This window comes from Nitratiruptor sp. SB155-2, assembly GCF_000010325.1.
Lineage (GTDB): Bacteria > Campylobacterota > Campylobacteria > Campylobacterales > Nitratiruptoraceae > Nitratiruptor.
Genome location: NC_009662.1, coordinates 1,384,603 through 1,403,818, shown reverse-complemented (window position 1 = coordinate 1,403,818; position 19,216 = coordinate 1,384,603). Strand labels below are relative to the sequence as shown.

Annotated in this window: 21 protein-coding genes; 8 read left to right on the top strand and 13 right to left on the bottom strand. The window is 38.0% G+C overall.

Annotated features, from left to right (window positions below; genetic code table 11):
* Positions 1–120: 120 nt before the first annotated feature.
* Both NIS_RS07455 and NIS_RS07450 read right to left on the bottom strand, forming a co-directional pair.
* A complete protein-coding gene (locus NIS_RS07455; protein WP_012082761.1) occupies positions 121–555 on the bottom strand; it encodes a type II toxin-antitoxin system VapC family toxin in 435 nt (144 codons plus the stop codon).
* Positions 536–817 carry a hypothetical protein gene (locus tag NIS_RS07450; RefSeq protein WP_012082760.1) on the bottom strand — a complete coding sequence of 94 codons (282 nt, stop codon included), beginning with the start codon at positions 815–817 and terminating at the stop codon, positions 536–538. The genes NIS_RS07455 and NIS_RS07450 overlap by 20 nt, the downstream gene beginning before the upstream one ends.
* Positions 818–1,032: 215 nt before the next feature.
* Between NIS_RS07450 and NIS_RS07445 the strand changes: the two genes are divergently transcribed.
* The 7 genes from NIS_RS07445 (at position 1,033) to NIS_RS07415 (ending at position 10,981) form a co-directional block, all read left to right on the top strand.
* Positions 1,033–3,819, top strand: a complete 2,787-nt coding sequence (locus tag NIS_RS07445) for a VWA domain-containing protein (RefSeq protein ID WP_012082759.1) — start codon at positions 1,033–1,035, stop codon at positions 3,817–3,819.
* 113 nt (positions 3,820–3,932) lie between these two features.
* Entirely contained in the window at positions 3,933–5,546 is a 1,614-nt protein-coding gene (locus NIS_RS07440; protein ID WP_012082758.1) for a hypothetical protein, read from the top strand.
* Positions 5,547–5,625: 79 nt separating this feature from the next.
* Complete coding sequence (gene gmd, locus NIS_RS07435; protein WP_012082757.1) at positions 5,626–6,660, top strand: GDP-mannose 4,6-dehydratase; 1,035 nt, start codon at positions 5,626–5,628, stop codon at positions 6,658–6,660.
* A complete protein-coding gene (locus NIS_RS07430; protein ID WP_012082756.1) occupies positions 6,660–7,544 on the top strand; it encodes a GDP-mannose 4,6-dehydratase in 885 nt (294 codons plus the stop codon). The genes gmd and NIS_RS07430 overlap by 1 nt, the downstream gene beginning before the upstream one ends.
* Positions 7,528–8,634: a glycosyltransferase family 4 protein gene (locus tag NIS_RS07425; RefSeq protein ID WP_012082755.1), complete on the top strand. Its 1,107-nt coding sequence runs from the start codon at positions 7,528–7,530 to the stop codon at positions 8,632–8,634. The genes NIS_RS07430 and NIS_RS07425 overlap by 17 nt, the downstream gene beginning before the upstream one ends.
* Positions 8,628–9,623: an acyltransferase family protein gene (locus tag NIS_RS07420; RefSeq protein ID WP_012082754.1), complete on the top strand. Its 996-nt coding sequence runs from the start codon at positions 8,628–8,630 to the stop codon at positions 9,621–9,623. The genes NIS_RS07425 and NIS_RS07420 overlap by 7 nt, the downstream gene beginning before the upstream one ends.
* Positions 9,624–9,670: 47 nt before the next feature.
* The gene (locus NIS_RS07415; RefSeq protein ID WP_012082753.1) at positions 9,671–10,981 is read left to right on the top strand and encodes a hypothetical protein; all 1,311 of its coding nucleotides are present in this window, start codon (positions 9,671–9,673) and stop codon (positions 10,979–10,981) included.
* A gap of 31 nt (positions 10,982–11,012) precedes the next feature.
* Here the strand turns inward: NIS_RS07415 and NIS_RS07410 are convergent, their stop codons facing one another.
* From NIS_RS07410 to serS, 3 genes are read right to left on the bottom strand one after another with little or no spacing between them, the layout of a single operon-like run.
* Positions 11,013–11,801: an ABC transporter permease gene (locus NIS_RS07410; protein ID WP_012082752.1), complete on the bottom strand. Its 789-nt coding sequence runs from the start codon at positions 11,799–11,801 to the stop codon at positions 11,013–11,015.
* The gene (locus tag NIS_RS07405) at positions 11,802–13,166 is read right to left on the bottom strand and encodes a mannose-1-phosphate guanylyltransferase/mannose-6-phosphate isomerase (RefSeq protein WP_012082751.1); all 1,365 of its coding nucleotides are present in this window, start codon (positions 13,164–13,166) and stop codon (positions 11,802–11,804) included.
* A gap of 8 nt (positions 13,167–13,174) precedes the next feature.
* On the bottom strand, positions 13,175–14,419 hold the full coding sequence (gene serS / locus NIS_RS07400; RefSeq protein ID WP_012082750.1) for a serine--tRNA ligase: 1,245 nt from the start codon (positions 14,417–14,419) through the stop codon (positions 13,175–13,177).
* 132 nt (positions 14,420–14,551) lie between these two features.
* Here serS and NIS_RS07395 point away from each other — a divergent pair, with 132 nt between their 5' ends.
* Positions 14,552–14,938, top strand: coding sequence for a hypothetical protein (locus NIS_RS07395; protein WP_012082749.1), 387 nt, complete (start codon positions 14,552–14,554; stop codon positions 14,936–14,938).
* A gap of 19 nt (positions 14,939–14,957) precedes the next feature.
* On the opposite strand, the gene NIS_RS07390 is transcribed toward NIS_RS07395, so the two are convergent.
* From NIS_RS07390 to trpS, 8 genes are read right to left on the bottom strand one after another with little or no spacing between them, the layout of a single operon-like run.
* The gene (locus tag NIS_RS07390; protein ID WP_012082748.1) at positions 14,958–15,638 is read right to left on the bottom strand and encodes a gamma-glutamyl-gamma-aminobutyrate hydrolase family protein; all 681 of its coding nucleotides are present in this window, start codon (positions 15,636–15,638) and stop codon (positions 14,958–14,960) included.
* The gene (locus tag NIS_RS07385) at positions 15,611–16,579 is read right to left on the bottom strand and encodes an amidoligase family protein (RefSeq protein ID WP_012082747.1); all 969 of its coding nucleotides are present in this window, start codon (positions 16,577–16,579) and stop codon (positions 15,611–15,613) included. Before NIS_RS07385 ends, NIS_RS07390 begins: the two co-directional genes overlap by 28 nt.
* Positions 16,579–16,809 (bottom strand): hypothetical protein, encoded by a 231-nt coding sequence (locus tag NIS_RS07380; protein ID WP_012082746.1) that lies wholly within the window; start codon positions 16,807–16,809, stop codon positions 16,579–16,581. The genes NIS_RS07385 and NIS_RS07380 overlap by 1 nt, the downstream gene beginning before the upstream one ends.
* Positions 16,809–17,195, bottom strand: a complete 387-nt coding sequence (gene crcB, locus NIS_RS07375; RefSeq protein WP_012082745.1) for a fluoride efflux transporter CrcB — start codon at positions 17,193–17,195, stop codon at positions 16,809–16,811. The genes NIS_RS07380 and crcB overlap by 1 nt, the downstream gene beginning before the upstream one ends.
* The gene (locus NIS_RS07370) at positions 17,192–17,539 is read right to left on the bottom strand and encodes a DUF190 domain-containing protein (protein ID WP_012082744.1); all 348 of its coding nucleotides are present in this window, start codon (positions 17,537–17,539) and stop codon (positions 17,192–17,194) included. The genes crcB and NIS_RS07370 overlap by 4 nt, the downstream gene beginning before the upstream one ends.
* Positions 17,536–17,919, bottom strand: a complete 384-nt coding sequence (locus NIS_RS07365; RefSeq protein WP_012082743.1) for a HEPN domain-containing protein — start codon at positions 17,917–17,919, stop codon at positions 17,536–17,538. Before NIS_RS07365 ends, NIS_RS07370 begins: the two co-directional genes overlap by 4 nt.
* Positions 17,889–18,233 carry a nucleotidyltransferase domain-containing protein gene (locus tag NIS_RS07360; RefSeq protein ID WP_012082742.1) on the bottom strand — a complete coding sequence of 115 codons (345 nt, stop codon included), beginning with the start codon at positions 18,231–18,233 and terminating at the stop codon, positions 17,889–17,891. The genes NIS_RS07365 and NIS_RS07360 overlap by 31 nt, the downstream gene beginning before the upstream one ends.
* Positions 18,217–19,209, bottom strand: coding sequence for a tryptophan--tRNA ligase (gene trpS, locus NIS_RS07355; protein WP_012082741.1), 993 nt, complete (start codon positions 19,207–19,209; stop codon positions 18,217–18,219). The genes NIS_RS07360 and trpS overlap by 17 nt, the downstream gene beginning before the upstream one ends.
* Positions 19,210–19,216 lie beyond the last annotated feature (7 nt).

The window sequence follows — 19,216 nt, the reverse complement described above, 5'->3', positions numbered from 1 at the left end:
AGGCTATTTAGTCCTGCTCTAACTAAACAAAAAGAGTCAGGACTTGAAAAGTTGAATTGAAAAAGTGTTGTTTTTATCAAGAAGAGTTAAAATTGAAATTCATCATTCAACATCAAAAATTCAATATTTTGTCAAAAGATGTATTGCTTCGTCATAATCGGCTATTCTTACTCCACAGTCAATAAACTTTTTATCGCAGGTGATTAATGCAATGCAGTTATATTTTTTTGCACATAGACATTGTAAAACATCTTCAAAATCAACGCTTTTTTCCAACGAAATTTTTATAGCTTTTTTTATAATCTCTTTTTCAAAAGGGACGACTATCCAATCATTTAAAATAACTTCAAAAAATTTTAAAACTTTTTCTTTATCTTTAACCAAATAGTAAATAGTGCTTAACATATCTTCACTTATTAAAATTTTGATATTTTTTGAGAACAACAGTTCCAACAGTTTAAATACCTCTTTGTGTCCTGTTCTTTTATTATCAAGAATATCCATTACAATATTTGTATCAAAATATACGGTATTGCTAAACTTTTGATTTTGCATGAATCTCTCTCATCTCTTTTTCATTCATATTATCTGTATCACCGCTTGCTATTCCGGCAAATTTTATAATTTTATTTAATTCTTTTTCTTTTTTTTCTTTAATTTTTTGTTCAATAAACTCTTTTACATCATCCATAAACTCAGACGAAACAAATAATCCTTTGAGCTTATGACTCTTTTTATCTACTATTTCAATATAGTCATAATTATCTAAAATAGTAAAATTTCTCACTATCTCCCGTATTCCAAGCTTTTGTGTCATTTTATATCCTTTGAGTGATTTATTAAATTATATGACAATAATAAAAATATTTCAATTCCAAAAACAATCTTTTTGATTCTTGAACTTCAAACTAAATTGTTTAATCATGAGATAAATGGCCAGTATTTGAAAGATAGCAAGAAAACCAAATGAAACGTTTTTGAAACGCTTTTTTTGTATTATAGGAGATAAAATTCTAAATCTAAGGATCGTGGATGCTGACAAAAGAGGATATAGCAAAACTGTATCTAGGTCTGTTTCAAAGAGCGCCTGAGGGGAAAGGGTTGGATGAATGGTATACACAAGCCCAGCAAAATGGATGGGATTATGCGACGGTAGCAGAGAAGATGTTGGATGCAGCACAAAATATCATCAATGCAAACCCACAGTATTCGTCCAAATACCCTCACTATATAGATGTGGATGCAAATGATTTCTTATCTACGAAATCTGTCATAACTGAAGTTTACAAGTCACTTTTTAACAAAGATTATATAGATGATCCAAATGGTATAGACAGTTGGGCAAACTATGCTGTGCAAAACGGATTGGGAAATACCATAGCAAATATTACACAAGTGGCTACGCAGATTGCAAATGGTGCCATTCCCGCATCGGCACAAACGGTTGCTCATGCGAAAGCCTTTCTCAACAAAGTGCAAGTGGCACTTGAGGCTGCCCAAAAAATTCCGGAAGCTGATATCAATGGCGACGGTCTTTTTGATTTTGATGATTTCAAAGCATTGATAGATGGGATCGATGACAGACCGGAGAGTATTGATCAGGCAAAGCAAAAGATTCTTGAAAAAGAGGATCTGTATAATCAAAGTCACAATCAAGGAGGAACGAAAAAGATAGTTCAGGCTCCTGCAGATGGAGGCGATGTGAGTGCAACTGATCTTGATGAGATCATTTATGGCAGTGATAACAATGACATCATCCGCCCCGGAAAGGGTCAAGATGAGGTATATGCGGGAAAAGGTGATGATGATATAGTATTGTTGGGTGATTTAACTGGACTTTCTGCAAAAGATAGACCTGAAGATGCACAGTTGATAGGCAAGCCGTTAAAGGATATCTTGGGACGAGACTTTGCAGAAGATGCCAATGGGGCGGAGATCATAGATGGAGGAGAGGGTAGTGATACGCTCCATGTGTACGGAAATGCCGACTTGAGTGATTATGATATAAAGAATATTGAAAATATCGATTTTCTTGGTGACTTGACATTACCGGCAGATTTGATCAACAAGCTTCAAAAAATCAATGGAAACGGCATGGGCAGTTTCCATCTTGCCGATAACGGCAACAAAATTCCTGTTGATCTATCAGCTACGGATATCGAGGGAATCAATCAATTACATCTCGATAATGGTGTCGAAGCCCAAATCTCTTCTCTTGACGATCTTGGTGACGCCCATATTTTAACAGGAGATGGGAAAGTTGTCGGAAAACCGGGAACCAATTTTTCGCTCGATGACACCTATACGGTTGAACCAACTCTGCAGGTTTTGAAGGATGGTGGAATCCAAGATGCCAAGGGTGATGCTGTTACGATGGATAATGTCGTTGCAGATCAGGCTGGTATGATCGTTGGTACTGATGGTGATGATTATCTTATCGGAAGCGATGGTGACGATACGTTGTATTCCAAAGCCGGGGACGACATCTTGGTGGGTAAGAACGGAAGTGACACATATGTGATCGACGGAGTCGGAAAGAAAGTGATCATCGATGGTTCACAAAATGATAGCGGAGTGGGTGATACGCTGGATCTCTCCATGGCTCCAACAAGTAGCGGTGCCGATATCGATCTTGCTTCGGGTGGAAATGTGGGTCAGGATATTCAAGTCCAGCTTGGTGCAAACGATACAAAAGGAGCTTTGATCGTACCACAATTTAACATCATGCTGATCCTGGATGTATCTGGAAGTATGGGATGGGACAGTGGTGATGGTACGACAAGGCTCTCTAAAGAGGTGGAGGCTGCGCAAAAACTGCTTCAAGAATATAGTAAACTAGGAGACGTGGCTGTCAAACTGGTACTTTTTAGTAGCGATGTAAGTAATCAAGCACAATATATCCCTCAAAACTGGATGAGTGTCGATAAGGCTATCGGTATGCTCGATAATCTTTATGCTGATGGTACGACAGATTATGTTAACGCGATAGATGGTGCCATGCAGCTTTTTGATCAAAAAGATGGGACTTTTTTTGATAATGGGGCAAATCGTGTCTATTTTATGTCTGACGGAGAGCCGAGTTATGGCGGAGAAATTGATGGAACACTTCAGCATCAGTGGGAAAATTTTCTGATACAACACGATATCATTGCCAATGCAATTGGCTTTGGGGATATACAAGAACTTTACAATCTTGAACCGATAGCATTTGATGGTACAAGATTGGACGATATCAATGCCGATCATAATATCGGGCAGATAGCTCCTGCTTTGCAACCTGATATAAATAAGCTGGAACAATCCTTACTTAATCAAGCAAAAATCGACTTTATCGAAAATGTCATCGGAACGCCAAACGATGATATTTTACATGGTAACACTCTAGATAATACGATCAATGGTAACGATGGGGATGATATTTTGTATGGGGGATATGGAAAAGATATTCTCATTGGAGGAAATGGAGTAGACACGGTGATGATATCTCCTGAGCAAACACTCAATGTAGATCAGTTTATGGACCCACAAAAGGGTGAAAAAATCAAATGGAAAGTTGCCAATGGCACAGAGCAGTTTGTATCGACACCTGTGCAATGGCAAGGCTCTCTTGAAGCTACTATGAATGTGGCTGCACAAGGGAATGGCTCGCAAAACAGTATCGTTTCATGGTTTACAGATGGAAAGAGTGCTTTTGTGGTTGTGGATAACTCACCGGCAAGTTCTTTTGATCCTTTGAGTGATGAGGTGGTACAACTTGTTGGCATTACCGATCTTTCGACTGCACAGCTCGATGAACAAAATGATCTTCTTGTCATTTGATCATAAATGTTGGCAGCCATTTGGCTGTCAAAGGGAAAAGAAAAAGGTAGCATCAGAAAATATTAAATAAGTTTTTATTATAATTTAAGAAAATATTTTGTCAAGGAGCACATATGCTGACAAGAGATGATGTGGCGGGTCTTTATATAGCTCTTTTTCAAAGAGCACCTTCAAAATCTGAGCTGGATACCTGGTACAATGATGTGGTAGCGAACAACAGAGACTTGGCAGATACTGCGGAGACGATGCTCCAGGCTGCCCAACTGGCTGTCAACGGATTTGGCCTTCAAGATCTCTATCCTCAGTACGCAAATGTCGATCCTTCCAATCCTGAAAGTGTACGCGAAATCATATCTACCGTCTATGAAACACTGTTCAATAAAACATATCAAGAGGATCCTCAAGGAGTTGATAGTTGGGTTGATCTTGTAGTAAGTGGCCAACAATCTCTTGGTGAAGCAATAGCAGGGATAACGTATATCGGAGAGGGAATTGCAACAAAGCCAGATGAGTATAGACCATATTTTGCAACGGATGATGATTTTAACAAAGCATATGTAGCGGCAAAAGCCTATGAAGCAAAAAAAGATGCTGCATTAGAAGTTGCCGATACCATCGAAAATGTCAAAGTTGATAAAGATACTTTGCAAAAGATGCAAGAGATCATAGAAGATGTCAAAGATGAGACAGACCTGGATGAAGTGAAGAACATAGCTGATTATCTCAAAGATATAGTGGAAGATCCAAACACTGTTTCTTCAAACGATTTGAATGATCAAAATAGCTCACAGATACAAAACAATTTATCTGATGATACCTATAATGATGCCTATGGTTATAACTTTGATACCGATGCTTGGCCGTCAATCATGATGGAACTTCAGATGCTTCCTGTAGAAGGGAGGGTAGAACTAGTTAATCTAATGAAAGAAGCGGTAGATAAGTATCTTTCTTTGGCACAAGCAAACGTACCTGTTACACAAGAGTATCTGGAACAATGGGCTGCATTGGATAACGAATTTGAACATAAACGAGCAGATATATACCAAAAACATGGTTTACCTTATTTTATAGAAGAATCTGTTGCCGATGAATCCTTTTTAAACTTAGATCCTAATATACAAAGAACCTATTTCCAGTTGGAGAAAGATTACTTACCTAAGTTGAAACAAGAGTTGCAATATGTCGATCCGATGAATGTTGATTCATTTTATACTTTGTTTAAATTGGAAGATGAGATGACCGAGAGTCAGGATAAACTGACATCGGGAGTAGGACCTACCTATATTCCAGAAGACAATTATTATGATTTCGACAACACGCAAAATAGTATGGATAATTACTATAATGATCAAATAAGTTATGGCGATTTGGCTACGGCTGACAATAATGCTTTAGATAATGATTTGACAACGACGACCCAAACCGATAACTATAATGCAAATGCCATGAGTGCATTGGAAGATATGATGGCGAGTTATTATGCCCAAGGCGGAGCCTATTGTGACAATATCATTGCATCGAAATTGACAAGTACGCTTTCACAAGACCAGCTCGTGTCTCTTGCCAAAGATATCCAAAACTATGTTTTTACTTCTCCATATTTTCAAGATGGACAAATTACATATGATGAGTATCAACCTATCGCAAATGACATGATTCAAATTTATAATAAATATGGGATAGATCTGATGGATCTTGCCTCAGATTGCTACGCCATTATGTGAAGCCCCTGGCTTCACTATTTTTGCTACAACTTCCCTCTTTTGCTACAATTACACAAAAATAATAAAAAGGCATCAATGGATGAAAAAAGCGCTTATTACCGGCATAACAGGACAAGATGGTGCCTATTTGGCGCAATTATTGTTAGAAAAAGGGTATGAAGTATTTGGAACATACAGAAGAACAAGTTCATCAAATTTTTGGAGGATTGAAGAGCTTGGTATCGAAAAACATCCAAATTTACACTTAATAGAGTATGATCTGACCGATGCTTCACAAAACATTCGGCTTCTTGATTCGGTAGAACCAGATGAAGTATATAATCTCGCAGCACAAAGTTTTGTAGGTGTAAGTTTTGAACAGCCTCTGACTACCGCAGAAATAACTGGTTTAGGTACGCTCAATCTTTTGGAAGCGATCCGTATTGTCAATCCGAAGATAAAATTTTATCAAGCATCCACTTCGGAGATGTACGGGAAAGTGCAGGAGATTCCACAAACAGAGTCTACGCCTTTTTATCCAAGAAGTCCATATGCTGTCGCAAAACTTTATGCGCATTGGATAACGATCAACTACAGAGAGAGTTATGATATCTTCGGATGCAGCGGAATACTGTTCAATCATGAGTCCCCTTTGAGAGGCAAGGAGTTTGTAACAAGGAAAATCACTGACAGTGTAGCTAAAATAGTTCATGGAAAACTTGATGTTTTGGAGCTTGGCAATCTTGATGCAAAACGGGACTGGGGATATGCAAAAGAGTATGTCGAAGGGATGTATCTTATGATGCAGGTTTCTAAACCTGAGACTTATGTTTTAGCTACGAATCGGACCCAGAGTGTAAGAGATTTTGTACGACTTGCTTTTCAAGCTGCTGGAATTGAGCTGATTTTTGAGGGAGAAGGAGTAGATGAAGTTGGAAGAGATGTGAAAAGTGGCAAAATTTTAGTACGAGTAAATCCTGCATACTTCCGACCGGCAGAAGTGGATATTTTGATAGGGGACTATACAAAAGCGAAAAACGATCTTGGATGGGAGCCTAAAACTTCTTTGGAAGAGATTTGTCAGATGATGGTGGAAGCAGATATCAGACGTAACGCAACAGGGTGGAGTTTTTAGTGCAGACAGTATTGATAACAGGGATAGATGGTTTTACCGGCAATCATCTCTCTCAATATCTGCAAAAGAGGGGTTTTGAAGTTTTTGGAACATCAATAGAGCAAAATGGAAAAAATATTTTTACTTGTGATATAACCAAAAAAGAGCAAATACGCCAAATTTTTCAGAAAAAAAGTTTTGATTATATCATTCATCTTGCAGCAATATCTTTTGTAGGATATGCCGATCAAGTCAAGATGTATGAAGTGAATGCTTTTGGTGTACAAAATCTTTTAAGCGCACTTGAGGAGCAGGAGTGGACTGCAAAAAAAGTTATTATTACAAGTAGTGCAACCGTATATGGTATGCAACGTACCAATAAACTCCATGAAAAACTTTGTCCCAATCCAAACAATCATTATGCCTACAGTAAATATATTAGCGAGCAGATTGCAAAGACATATTTTGACAAGATACCTATCATCATAACTCGTCCATTTAATTACACAGGGTGTGGACAGAGAGAAGAGTTCATTGTCCCAAAGCTTGTCAGGGCTTTTCAAAGAAAAGACAGCATCATAGAAATAGGCAATCTACACACAAAAAGAGAAATGAATGATGTAATATTTGTCTGTAATGTATATGAAAAGTTACTGCAAAGTGATGCAAAATCTGAAATAGTCAACATTTGTAGTGGGAAAGTATATGACGTAGCCTATTTTTTGAAAATTTTAGAAAAAATAAGTGGTTATACACCCATAGTCCAACAAAATCCAAAATTTATAAGAAGTAACGATATAGAAGTATTGTGCGGGGATCCTTCTAAACTTTATAGTCTAATCGGAAAAATAGAACCAAAACCGATAGAACAGACAATAAAAGAGATGTATGAAAATTGTCGTTGATGCACTTCCCTTGACCAAATCTCTTACCGGCGTAGGAAAATATATCTACGAGATATCCAAAAGAGTAGATCAAGATCTTCTTTTTTGGTATGGAGGCTTTGTTTCACAAAGAATGTTTGAACCAAAAGAGGGAGGAGTATTTACACATGTTATCGAGTCTGCTATAGCAGTCAGAGCCGTAAAAAAAACTTTGCGTATTATGGTGGGTCTACTGAAAAATAAAGATGTGTATGATCTGTACTGGGAACCAAATTATATATTTCAAAAAGGTATTCGATCCAAAAAAAAAGTTGTTACGATTCATGATATGTCCATCATTCGTTATCCTCAGTGGCATCCAAAAGAGCGGGTGAAGTACTTTTCCAAACATCTTTTTTCATCTATCGATGAAGCAGATATGATTATCACAGATTCCTGTTTTTCCAAACAGGAGATTGTTGAACTGAGTGGATGCGAAGAGAGCAAGATAGAGGTTATCCATCTTGGGGCTGATCATAATCTGTATAAACCTCTGGCAAAAGAAAAGTTGAAACATTTAACGGATCGTTTTGCTTTGGAAGATGATTTTGTTCTTTTTGTGGGAAGTATCGAGCCAAGAAAAAATCTTTTGAATCTGCTCAAAGCATACATGAAACTTCCTGAGCCGTTGAAAAAGCGATATCCTTTGGTTCTTGCAGGATTCAAGGGATGGGAAAATAAAGAGATTATGCAGATTATCGAACAAGAAAATATCCGATATCTTGGATATGTCAGTGAGAATGATCTTGTCGGATTGTACAATCTTGCATCTGTTTTTGTATATCCCTCCTTCTACGAAGGATTTGGATTGCCTCCATTGGAAGCGATGAGCTGTCAAACAGCCACGATTGTCTCCGATGTGGCTTCCTTGCCTGAAGTGTGTGGAGATGCTGCATTGTATATCGATCCATATGATGTGGATGATATCGCATTGAAGTTGCAGTTTCTGCTTGAGGATCGAAAAAAGAGTGAATCATTGGCAGAGGCTGGACGAAAAAGAGCGCTACAGTTTGATTGGGAAAAAACGGCAGATAAACATATGGAACTTTTCGAAAGAGTAGTAAGGTGTTAGGCACGTTTCGGTTTTTTTTGGCATGGTTGGTGATGCTTTCGCACTTACCAAACTCTCCTTTCCCTTTTGGTTTCAATCCTGCAGTGAGCGCTGTAATCTGTTTTTACTTTATCAGTGGGTATTTGATGTATTTTTCCTTTTACAAGGAGGTGAGAAAAGGGCTTTCTTTTCAAAAACAGATACTTTTTTTTTATATTAAACGGATTTTAAGACTGTTTCCTCTTTATCTTATCGTTCTTTTTTTGACAGTGTTTGTGATAGCGATTTGGGGACCATCACAGATGGTGCCACTTTTGCATCAGGAGTTGGATTTTAGTAAGATTTTTCTTAATACGCTTCTCATTTTCAACAACTATGTTTTCGATCCATTTATCATAAATTCATTGCTCCCCCATCCGCTTCTTCCTCCTACCTGGTCTCTTTCGACGGAGTGGCACTTTTATCTACTGGTTCCATTTTTTTTCTATCTATTTGTAAGGAAACCACTTGTTTTTGTATCTATTTTGCTTGTATCGATGGGATTTGAGTTTTTTGCATTTTCCCAAACATGGCCTCATTTTAACTCCGACAATTTTGGTTATCGTTATATTTTTGGGGTTTTGTGGATATTTATGGTAGGTTTTTTTTGTGCTACTGGGAAATATAGCATTATTTTAAAGATTTTATATATTTTTGTTCTCATATTCTTCTTATCTGTCGCATTTACATGGAGTGCACATCCCTATGTGAGAGAGATTTTCTTGGCGCTTCTTTCTCTTCCATTTATACCACTAATAATGAGGATACCTTTTAAGTATGACTCTTTTTTTGGATCCCTTTCCTATCCGATCTTTTTATCCCACTTTTTTATCTTTTTGGCTTTGGAAAAACTTGGATTTACCCATTCTGGTTTAGGATATTACTGGGCAGTCTTTGGCTCTGTTTTACTGTTTTCATATGGGTTGAGTCTTATCCAACGTAAAATAGATAGTTTTAGAAAAAGGTTTTAAAATTTTGTGGTACAATAGATAAAAGATAAAAAAGATAAGGAGAATGTATGCTTACAAGAGATGATGTTGCTGCTTTATACATTGCAATGTTTCAAAGGGCCCCATCAAAAGCAGAACTTGACACTTGGTACAATGATGCAGTAGCGAAAAATGAAGACATGAATGAGCTTGCCGGTAATATGCTTAATGCAGCACAAATGGCCGTCAATGCTTTTGGTTTACAAAATATGTATCCTCAATATGCCAATATCGATCTTCACGATCCACAAAATATTAGAGAAATTATCTCTACTGTATACGAGACACTCTTCAATAAATCATATCAAGAAGATCCAGATGGTGTTGATGGTTGGGTTAATCTTGTTATGAGCGGAAAACAATCTTTGGGAGAGGCGATTGCCGGGATAGTTTTTATCGGTAAAGGAATAGCTACACAGCCAGATAGTTACAAGCCTTATTTTAAAACAGATGATGATTTTAATAACGCATTCCATGCTGCAAAAGCGTTTGAAGCTAAAATAGACGCTTGTAAGGAAGTTGCAAATACCATAGAAAATGTAAAAGTGGATGAAAATACGCTCAAAACTATGCAAGATTTGATTAAAAATGTTGAAACGGAAGCAGATGTACCATCTATTAAAAATATGGCGCAAAATATAAAATACGAAGTGGAAGATCACAGCGGTGACGATCAGCAAAGCAGTGATTCAACGGATCAATCCTATGACTGGTGGGCAGGAGACAAAGCAGAACTTGAAAAAATGCCTGTTGAAATGCGAGCTGAATACCTCAATCTTTTGGGAAAGTCAGTTGGGGAACAGCTGGCTTTATACAATACCCATACGAATTACGATACGCAGATGCTCGAGCAGCTAGCCAACATAGAAACGAATTTTGATCTCCAAGAAAAACAGCTATATCAAAAATACAATCTCCAGTATGATTACGAAACAGAGACTTTTCAGCCGAACTATGATGTTTTGAACAATCCACAACTTGCACAAGAATATTTCAATATTGAAAGAGATTATCTGAACAAAATAGTTGCAACATTGGTTTCAGTCGATGTAAACAATGTTGAGACTTTTCAACCTGTCTTTTCTTTGATTGAAGAGATGGATAAAAAAGAGGATGCTTTAGGAATAGATATCTTAATAAGTTCAAATAATACTAACGATTACGATTTTCAAGGTTCTTCAAGCGACTTGATCAGTTTCGAAGAGAGTTTGACTGGCGTTATCGTGGTTTCACAAGATACACAAGGAAATGTATATCTTCATCAAGATCAAATAGAAAGTGATGAAGCGATTGACCAAGTCGGTTCACTCGATTTTCATGATGATATGTTACACAGTTAATCCAATGTGAGGCTTTTTGCCTCGCATACATCTAGATAATATCTTTTATCTCTTTAATCATCTTCTTGTATAACCACATAGCCAATAAAATCGTCATAAAAACCGAAGATAAAGCAATCGCTACATCAATACTTCTTTTTAGGTCACCATACAAAAATATATTTTGCATCGGTTCTATAAAGTAGTAGATTGGATTGTAATCCACCAAAAAGGGGTATTTGCTATAGATCATCTCTTTAACGTAGATGATAGGCGTCATCCAGAACCACAGCTGCAAAATGATTGGAATAACCTCTTTGAGATCTTTGAAAAAAGGATTGAAAAGAGAAAAGATCATTCCAAGCCCCAATCCAAACAGAGATGCCAAAATCATCATACAAGGTAAGACGGTGAAGAATTGCCAGGTAATGGGTTGATGGACGAGGAGTAAAAAAAGGATTCCCAAAACCATGGATATGGCATAGATGATAAATTCTGTCAGTGTGATAGAAAGATAAAAAACATACATGGGAATTGGTATTTTTTTGATGATATGGGCTTTTTCAAAAATAGAGTTAGAAAGGCGTAATACAAGGGCGGAAAAAAAGTTCCATGTCAGAAGTCCGGGAATGAGATAGATACTGTATGCATATTTGTTTTCTACTATTCCCAGTTTCATCTTCATAAAATCTGAAAAGATGATAGTATAAATAAATATGCTGATCAAAGGGGAGATAAGCAGCCACAACTGACCAAAACTGGTTCCTGCATAGCGTTCTTTGAGATCCCTTTTTGTAAACTCTATACTTAGTTTGAGGTTGTGAGCGAGAGCTCGTATCAATCAGACTCTCCTGAAATCATCTTCGATTCTTACAATATCATCTTCTCCCGTATATTCACCAACCTGTGCTTCGATGAGTACAACAGGAATTTTCCCGGGATTGGCAAGCCTATGGACTTCACCAAGTTTGATATAAGTTGATTCGTTTGGACGTACAAGGTATGTTTTATCACCTACTGTGACTTCAGCGGTACCCCGAACTACGATCCAATGTTCGCTCCTATGGAAATGCTTTTGCAATGAGAGTCTTTTCCCGGGTTTGACGATAATTTTTTTGAGTTTGTAGTTGTCCTCTTCGATAAGCACCTCATACGTTCCCCATGGTCTGTGGACTTCGATGTGGTGGGAAGCGAGATGGGGGAAGATTTTTTGTATTTTGGGAATAAGTTTTTTGATTTTTTGGCTTGAGCCTTTTTTTGTTACAAGTAAAGCATCTTTTGTATCGATGATAATCAGATCTTCCACGTCCACTAACGCTACAGGTTTATCTGAAAGAACAAAATTGTTTTTGCTTTGTAGTTCGATAGTTTCGCTTCCCGAAAGCTCTTGAGAAAGGGCATCGAAACTCCCTACGTCGTTCCATCCGATATCGGCTGGAACCATTGCGATATTATCACTTTTTTCCATCACTGCATAGTCTATGGAAATGTCTGGGATTTTATTCATGAAATGCTCTTTTATGAAAAGCATATTGTGCTGATTCGTAGCATTTTCGCACGCTTTGAGAGCATTTTCATACACTTTCGGGGCATATTGTTGAAGTTCACTGAGGTAAGTACCTGCTTGAAAAAGAAACATTCCGGCATTCCAATAATACGTTGTCTTTTGCTTATTTCCTTCAAGATATTTTTTTGCAGTTTCAAGGTCAGGTTTTTCATGAAATCGCTTTACACTGTTTCCTTTCGCTTCTATATATCCATATCCGGTATTAGCTTCATTTGGAACAATGCCAAAAGTGACAAGTTTCCCTTGTCTGGCAAGCTTTTTAGCTTCATCTATCGCTTTTTCATACGCTCGTACATTTTTGATAAGATGATCTGAAGGTGTAACAAATACAAGTTCCTTAGGATCAAGACCAAAACAGGCGAATGCGATGGCAGGAGCAGTGTTTTTTCCAAATGGCTCCAGAATAAATCTATGTTTTTTTTGCGAAAAATTTATTTCTTCCATCTGATCTAAGGCAATGAAATAGTGCTCTTTGTTTGTAATGATATGAGTCTCTTTGGAAAAAGAGGCATTTCTTTGAAGAGTTTTTTGGAAAAGTGAGTGGTTGTCAAAAAGTTTGACAAACTGCTTTGGCATCAATTTTCTGCTTAGAGGCCATAGTCTTGTTCCGCTACCTCCACATAAAATGATGTTATGCACACTCTCTCCTATAGATACGATTCAAGTACTTTTGGTATTGCAATGCTACCATCTTTTTGTTGATAATTTTCCATGATGGCGATGAGTGTCCGGCCAACTGCAAGGCTTGAGCCATTAAGCGTATGAACGAGTCTGTTTTTCTTGCCATCTTTAAAGCGTATCTGTGCCCGGCGGGCTTGAAAATCTCTTGTATTGGATATGGAGCTGATCTCTCTGTATTTTCCTTGTCCCGGTAGCCACACTTCAAGATCGATCGTTTTTGCAGCGCTAAAGCCAAGATCGCCAGTACATAGCATCACATGGCGGTGTGGAAGCCCAAGTTTGGCTAACAGGCTACTAGCACACTTTACCATCTCATCAAAGACCTTGTCGCTCTCTTCGGGTCTTGTGATGGCAACGAGTTCTACTTTGTCAAACTGATGCTGTCGTATCATCCCTCGCACATCGCGTCCGCCACTGCCTGCTTCTTTTCGAAAACATGGCGTATAGGCTGTGAGCTTGATAGGATCTTCCAAATCCTTGATGATCTCATCTCTATAGAGGTTTGTTAGCGGAACCTCAGCTGTTGGAATCATATAAAGATCTTCATCGCAGATTTTGAAAAGATCCTCTTCAAATTTTGGAAGTTGTCCCGTTCCAAGAAGGGTTGCACTGTTTGCCATGAAAGGAACGCAAACCTCTTCAAATCCATATTCTTTGTTGTGATCAAGCATGAAGTTGATGAGGGCCCGCTCCAGTCGTGCCGCCTCTTTTTTCAAGACACTAAATCGGCTTTTGGCAAGTTTTACGCCTCTTTCAAAATCGATCCAGCCTAGTTTTTCTCCAAGTTCCCAATGCTCTTTTGGTTCAAAATCAAATCCTTTTGGCTCAAGAACAGTTTTGAGAACCACATTGTCTTCCTCATTCTCTCCCACGGGAACATCTGGATCCGGTGGATTTGGAATGGTAAGAGCGATATTTTTGAGTTTTTCTTCAAGATCTCGTACCACTTCTTGATGAGCTGCAATTTTACCTTTATTGATCTCAAGTTCATTTTTGAGTTCATTGATATCTTTACCTTCTCTTTTATACTGGCCAAACATTTTAGAAAGAGAGTTTTGTTTGGTTTGAAGCTCTTGCAAAATAGTTTTCTCTTTTTTATACTCCTCAAAAAGCTCTTTGAGTTCAGCCAAAACTTTTTCTTCTACGCCTTTTGTCTGAAGTCTTGTTGCAATCGTGTCAAAGTCTTTTTCCAATGCTCTTAGATCGATCAATACCGCCTCCAAAACTGTTTTTTAATAATTATAGTGCAAATATACTTTTAAAGGTTTGAACTGCAACCATAAAAAATTCAGAGTTTCGATTTTGCTATAATAAATTGATATTATCTTAAAAAGAGGCACAAGATGCACTACACAATACCTAGAGAGCTTTTTGAGGAGTTGGTAAAAAATGTAGGAAAAGAGAGTGCAGAAAAGTTAGTCAATACAATCGAGAGATTTTTGGATATTATACAGCAAGAGAGCCAAAAAGAGATAGCGCAAAAAAAAGAGAATCTAAAAGCTGAACTCTACAATGAATTAAGAAATGAACTTGCTACAAAAGAGTTTGTTCGAGCCGAGATCAATGAAGTGCGAGCAGAGATTAATGAAGTCCGGGCCGAGATCAATGAAGTGCGAGCAGAGATTAGACAAAACACTCTGCTTTTAAAAGTACTTATAGGTATATCGATATTCGCATTGACTTTGTTTAATCCAAATTTTATAGCTTTGATCGAAAAGATAGTGAAATAAAAAGAAGAGCCGAACACCTTCAATCTTTTAGTCTATTGACGGCAGAAGTTTCGGAAGTGTTGAGAAAATATTCAAACAGTCTTCTGTGCGGGCGCATATAAGGAAGATACTCCGGATGCCACTGCACTCCTAAAATCGGAAGCGTTTCATGCTCAATAGCTTGAATGATACCGTTTTGATCTTTTGCTGCTATACGGAGATCTTTGCCAAGGATGTTGATGGCTTGATTGTGTAGTGCATTTGCCTTAATGGTGGAGGTTTGTAAAACCCTATGTAGTTTTGTATGAGGTAGGATTGTAATGGTTTGTAAAGGAAGCGGCGTGTAAGGGTGCTGATACTCAAGCTCCAGAGCTTCAATGTTTGGGTGAAGCGAGCCTCCCAAGGCAACATTGATCAGCTGCATTCCTCTACATATTCCAAAGATTGGTAGCTTTTTGTCAAAGGCTTGATGAAACAACTCTAATTCCATCTCATCCCTTTTCTCTTCACATGGCCATTCTAGATGTAGTCCATATCTTTTTGGACAGATATCTTCACCGCCACTGATCAAAAGGGCATCAAAGGATTTTGGTAGAGTACTGTCTGGATGAACAAAAATCGGTTGTGCATGAAAGATTTTGATCAAAAACTGTATAAAAAGCCAGCTTTTTCGACTTTTAAATCTACTTCCCGTTACGACAATCTGTTTTTTTCGAGCCAATTTTGTACTTTTTCAATCCAAAGATCTGTAACAAACCACAGCGGTGTATGTTGAAACTCCCAGTATTCATGCATCAGATCATACAGTCTTTGTTTTTCAAATGCTATTTTTTCCATAAGACTCCACTGGTTAAACTCAAATGCGATGCTCCAATCTGGCTCATCGATCTTTGAGTTTGGTAAACGATAGTGAAAAGCGGGTCTTGGATCCAGCTTTTGTTCGGGAAGCTGCTTTTTGATATCAGGATTGATATATACAAGGAGTGGCAAAAGATCCAAAGCTCTGTTTCTTGTAGGATTGTAAAAGATATAGTCTTGCATGAAGGCTTCAAGTGTCGGTTTGTATGCGAAATCGAGAATAATATCGATATACTCTTTTTCAAATGGCTCGATAAACCAGGTGAGTTTCCTTGTCAGATCTACGTCGATTTTTTGCATGATATAGTCTTGGAGTAAAACAAAGCTTCGCAATATATCCAAAATCGTATCAACTTCAAAAGAGGGCGTTTCGATGTTGATATGCATCCCAAAGGCGTAAAGGGCTGAAGCGCTTGTTCCCTTCGCACCTTTTTCTCGAAGATTGTCTTTTAATTTTTCAACACTTTCCAGTTCATTGAACGGAATCGGTGGAGTAACAATTTCATAGGGAATGACCAATTCCGAAAGAGAATAGATGAGCTCTTTAAACAGATCGAAATCTTTGAAAAGATAATGATTGCTTGTTTTTCTTAAATAGACGGAATCGAGATAAATAGAAAAATTGCCAAATTGTGTCTCTTTTATACGGGTTTCATACTCATCGATCACCTCGGTTGTACCGCCAAAGAGGTCTTGGATGATATGTGCAGTTTGAATAGGTTTGAGACCGGTATATTCGATCTCAAACCCGGCTTTTCTGATATCTCCATCAGATGTAGTGTGAATAGGAGGCAGTTGAAACATCAGATCTCTTTAGGGCAGCTCATCTCCACAGAGATTCTAATCTGATCACCATCCTCATAAGCGTAAAATCTATGTTTTTTGCACCAGTTGGCATTGGCATGGTTTGCTAGTCGAAGCGCTTCGATTTCAGCTTCCTCTTTTGTCGCAAAGCTCTTGTCAAGCCACTTCTCATGAAGCTTTGTGTCTTTTTTTGCACATCCGCACATTTTGTCCATTACGATTTTATACATTATAGCCCTCCATACATTTTTTTGAAGAGTATTATAGCAGCAAATGTGCTTGAAATGGTCAATATAACATTAAGAAGAATATTCAAAAACGCTCTTATCCATAAACCGTCTTGAATCATCAACAAGGTTTCTAGACTAAAAGTGCTGAATGTTGTAAGTGCTCCCAAAAATCCAGTGATGAACATAGCTTTGTAAATCGGATTGATGGATTGTTCGAAATACATATACAAAAAGCCGATGATGAAACTTCCTAAAACATTGACAGTGAGGGTTCCGACTGGAAAGAGAGAATGGGTGATTTTTTGCATCCAGGTAGCGATGAGGAACCTGGAAATCGCTCCAAAAAAGCCACCAATGCCTACCGCAAAGATAACTGAGAAGTTCATTGCTCAAACTTTGGATGTTTATATAAAAGTACCTCCACATCTTGCAATGTGACAAGTGCCTCTTGCAGATGCGATTCTATCGAAGTCAAAAAACCTCTTATTTTTGCTTCCGTATCGATACATTCAATGATTAAAGGAAGTGTTTGGCTCATACTCCAGACATTGAAAGAGTGCAATTCACTGTGTGCTCCCATGCCGGCTACTGCTTTATAGACAGTAGCACCAGCAATGCCATACTCTTTTGCTTGTTGTAATATAGCTTGCCATAGAGGTTTGCCATCGCTTTTATCGTCATTGTCAATATAGATTTTGAGTTTTTTTCTGTTTCCCAAATAGCGTTTCATTGGTTGATCCTTTGTTCAAGTATGGTAAATATCTCTTTTGCGTATTCATAAAATTTTTGGGCCTCTTTTATTGAAGGTTTACCAGATGGCAAAAGTCCTAAATCTCCAGGATATCTTGCTTCAATATACAAAGCATCTAACAACTCGATCAAATCTTGATTATAGGGAATTTCTGTTCTTTGAAAGAGTGTCTCAAGTTTGTGAATTTTTGGCACTTCACTCTCGTTTGCTTCAAGATACGCTTTAAGACACTTTTCTATAGTTTGTTGAGCATGAAAAGCAACCATGTGTGTTAAGTGGGGGTTGGAAATAATTTCTTCCATAACCAAAAGATTATCTTTTGCGGCATTTAGCCGCTCTTGTGCAATTTCGCGTCCCATAAAACTATGCCTTGTTGGAAAATTTTTTTACTAAAAGAACTTTGAAGTTCAACAAATTTTTTATACATTGGTTGTGTATGGACGATTAAATCTATTGGTATTATTTTTTGCAAATCGCTTATTTTTCTGGCATATTTGAGATAAATCTGACTCTTTTGGGTCCAATTGTTTGGAAATATATTATCCTTTGTTACAATGTAGATATCAAGATTGCTATCTCTGTGTTGTTTATGGGCTGCATAAGAGCCAAAAAGAATAATCAAATAGGAATCGTTTTTAAACCTCTCCACAATAGTGTCAATTATTTGTTGCACAGCTTACCTCAAAAATAGCTTTATTAACTGCTTGCATCTTTTGTGACGCTTCCTGTTTGGCTTTTGCCTCTCCCTTTTGAAGTATTATAGCGATATCTTCATCACTGATACTTTCTCTTCGCTCTCGCATAGGCTCTAACACCTTTTCGATTGCTGCAGCGCACCACTTTTTACATTCAACGCAGCCAATAGCTGCAGTACGGCAACCTTCTTCTACTTTTTGAATCGTCTCTTCATCGCTGAAGGCTTTGTGGTAGTCGTAAATGAGGCACACTTCTGGATTTCCAGGATCCGTTTTTTTAACTCTTTGAGGATCGGTTTTGGCACCTCTTAGTTTCTTCCATACTTCCTCGGGTGTGTCGCTCAAATATATGGCGTTGTTGTAACTTTTGCTCATTTTTCTACCATCAAGACCCAAAAGTCTTGGTGTGGGGCTCAGAAGCTCTTTTGGTTCGGTAAAGACTTCGCATCCAAAAAGGTGGTGAAAGCGTCGTACGATTTCTCTGGCAATTTCAAGATGAGGTCGCTGATCCTCTCCGATTGGAACCGCTTGGGCATCATACAGAACAATATCTGCAGTTTGCAGTACCGGATAAGTGAGAAATCCAGCCGTATGGATATCCTTGTTTTTGATTTGGGCAAGTTGGTCTTTGTAGGTTGGATTTCGCTCTAGCCATCCAAGGGGTGTGATCATATTGAGCAGTACATACAGTTCAGCATGTTCTTTGATAGCACTTTGGATAAAGATAGTGCTTTTTTGCGGGTCGATTCCAGCTGCTATCCAGTCACGCACCAGTTCGATACTGAGGTTTTTCAAGTTGAGTTTGTCTTCATAACTAGTCGAAAGGGCATGCCAGTCCGCAACGAAAAAGAAACATTCATGCTCTTCTTGTAGATTTACCCAGTTTTTTAAAACTCCCAGATAGTGTCCAAGATGCAGTTTTCCAGTCGGTCTCATTCCACTGACAATTCGCAAAATATTC

What these genes read in the sequence shown, in the direction of transcription:
- NIS_RS07455 (WP_012082761.1), bottom strand. Translation starts at nt 555, where the DNA reads ATGCAAAATCAAAAGTTTAGCAATACCGTATATTTTGATACAAATATT.
- NIS_RS07450 (WP_012082760.1), bottom strand. Translation starts at nt 817, where the DNA reads ATGACACAAAAGCTTGGAATACGGGAGATAGTGAGAAATTTTACTATT.
- NIS_RS07445 (WP_012082759.1), top strand. Translation starts at nt 1,033, where the DNA reads ATGCTGACAAAAGAGGATATAGCAAAACTGTATCTAGGTCTGTTTCAA.
- NIS_RS07440 (WP_012082758.1), top strand. Translation starts at nt 3,933, where the DNA reads ATGCTGACAAGAGATGATGTGGCGGGTCTTTATATAGCTCTTTTTCAA.
- gmd (WP_012082757.1), top strand. Translation starts at nt 5,626, where the DNA reads ATGAAAAAAGCGCTTATTACCGGCATAACAGGACAAGATGGTGCCTAT.
- NIS_RS07425 (WP_012082755.1), top strand. Translation starts at nt 7,528, where the DNA reads ATGAAAATTGTCGTTGATGCACTTCCCTTGACCAAATCTCTTACCGGC.
- NIS_RS07415 (WP_012082753.1), top strand. Translation starts at nt 9,671, where the DNA reads ATGCTTACAAGAGATGATGTTGCTGCTTTATACATTGCAATGTTTCAA.
- NIS_RS07395 (WP_012082749.1), top strand. Translation starts at nt 14,552, where the DNA reads ATGCACTACACAATACCTAGAGAGCTTTTTGAGGAGTTGGTAAAAAAT.
- NIS_RS07385 (WP_012082747.1), bottom strand. Translation starts at nt 16,579, where the DNA reads ATGTTTCAACTGCCTCCTATTCACACTACATCTGATGGAGATATCAGA.
- NIS_RS07380 (WP_012082746.1), bottom strand. Translation starts at nt 16,809, where the DNA reads ATGTATAAAATCGTAATGGACAAAATGTGCGGATGTGCAAAAAAAGAC.
- crcB (WP_012082745.1), bottom strand. Translation starts at nt 17,195, where the DNA reads ATGAACTTCTCAGTTATCTTTGCGGTAGGCATTGGTGGCTTTTTTGGA.
- NIS_RS07370 (WP_012082744.1), bottom strand. Translation starts at nt 17,539, where the DNA reads ATGAAACGCTATTTGGGAAACAGAAAAAAACTCAAAATCTATATTGAC.
- NIS_RS07365 (WP_012082743.1), bottom strand. Translation starts at nt 17,919, where the DNA reads ATGGGACGCGAAATTGCACAAGAGCGGCTAAATGCCGCAAAAGATAAT.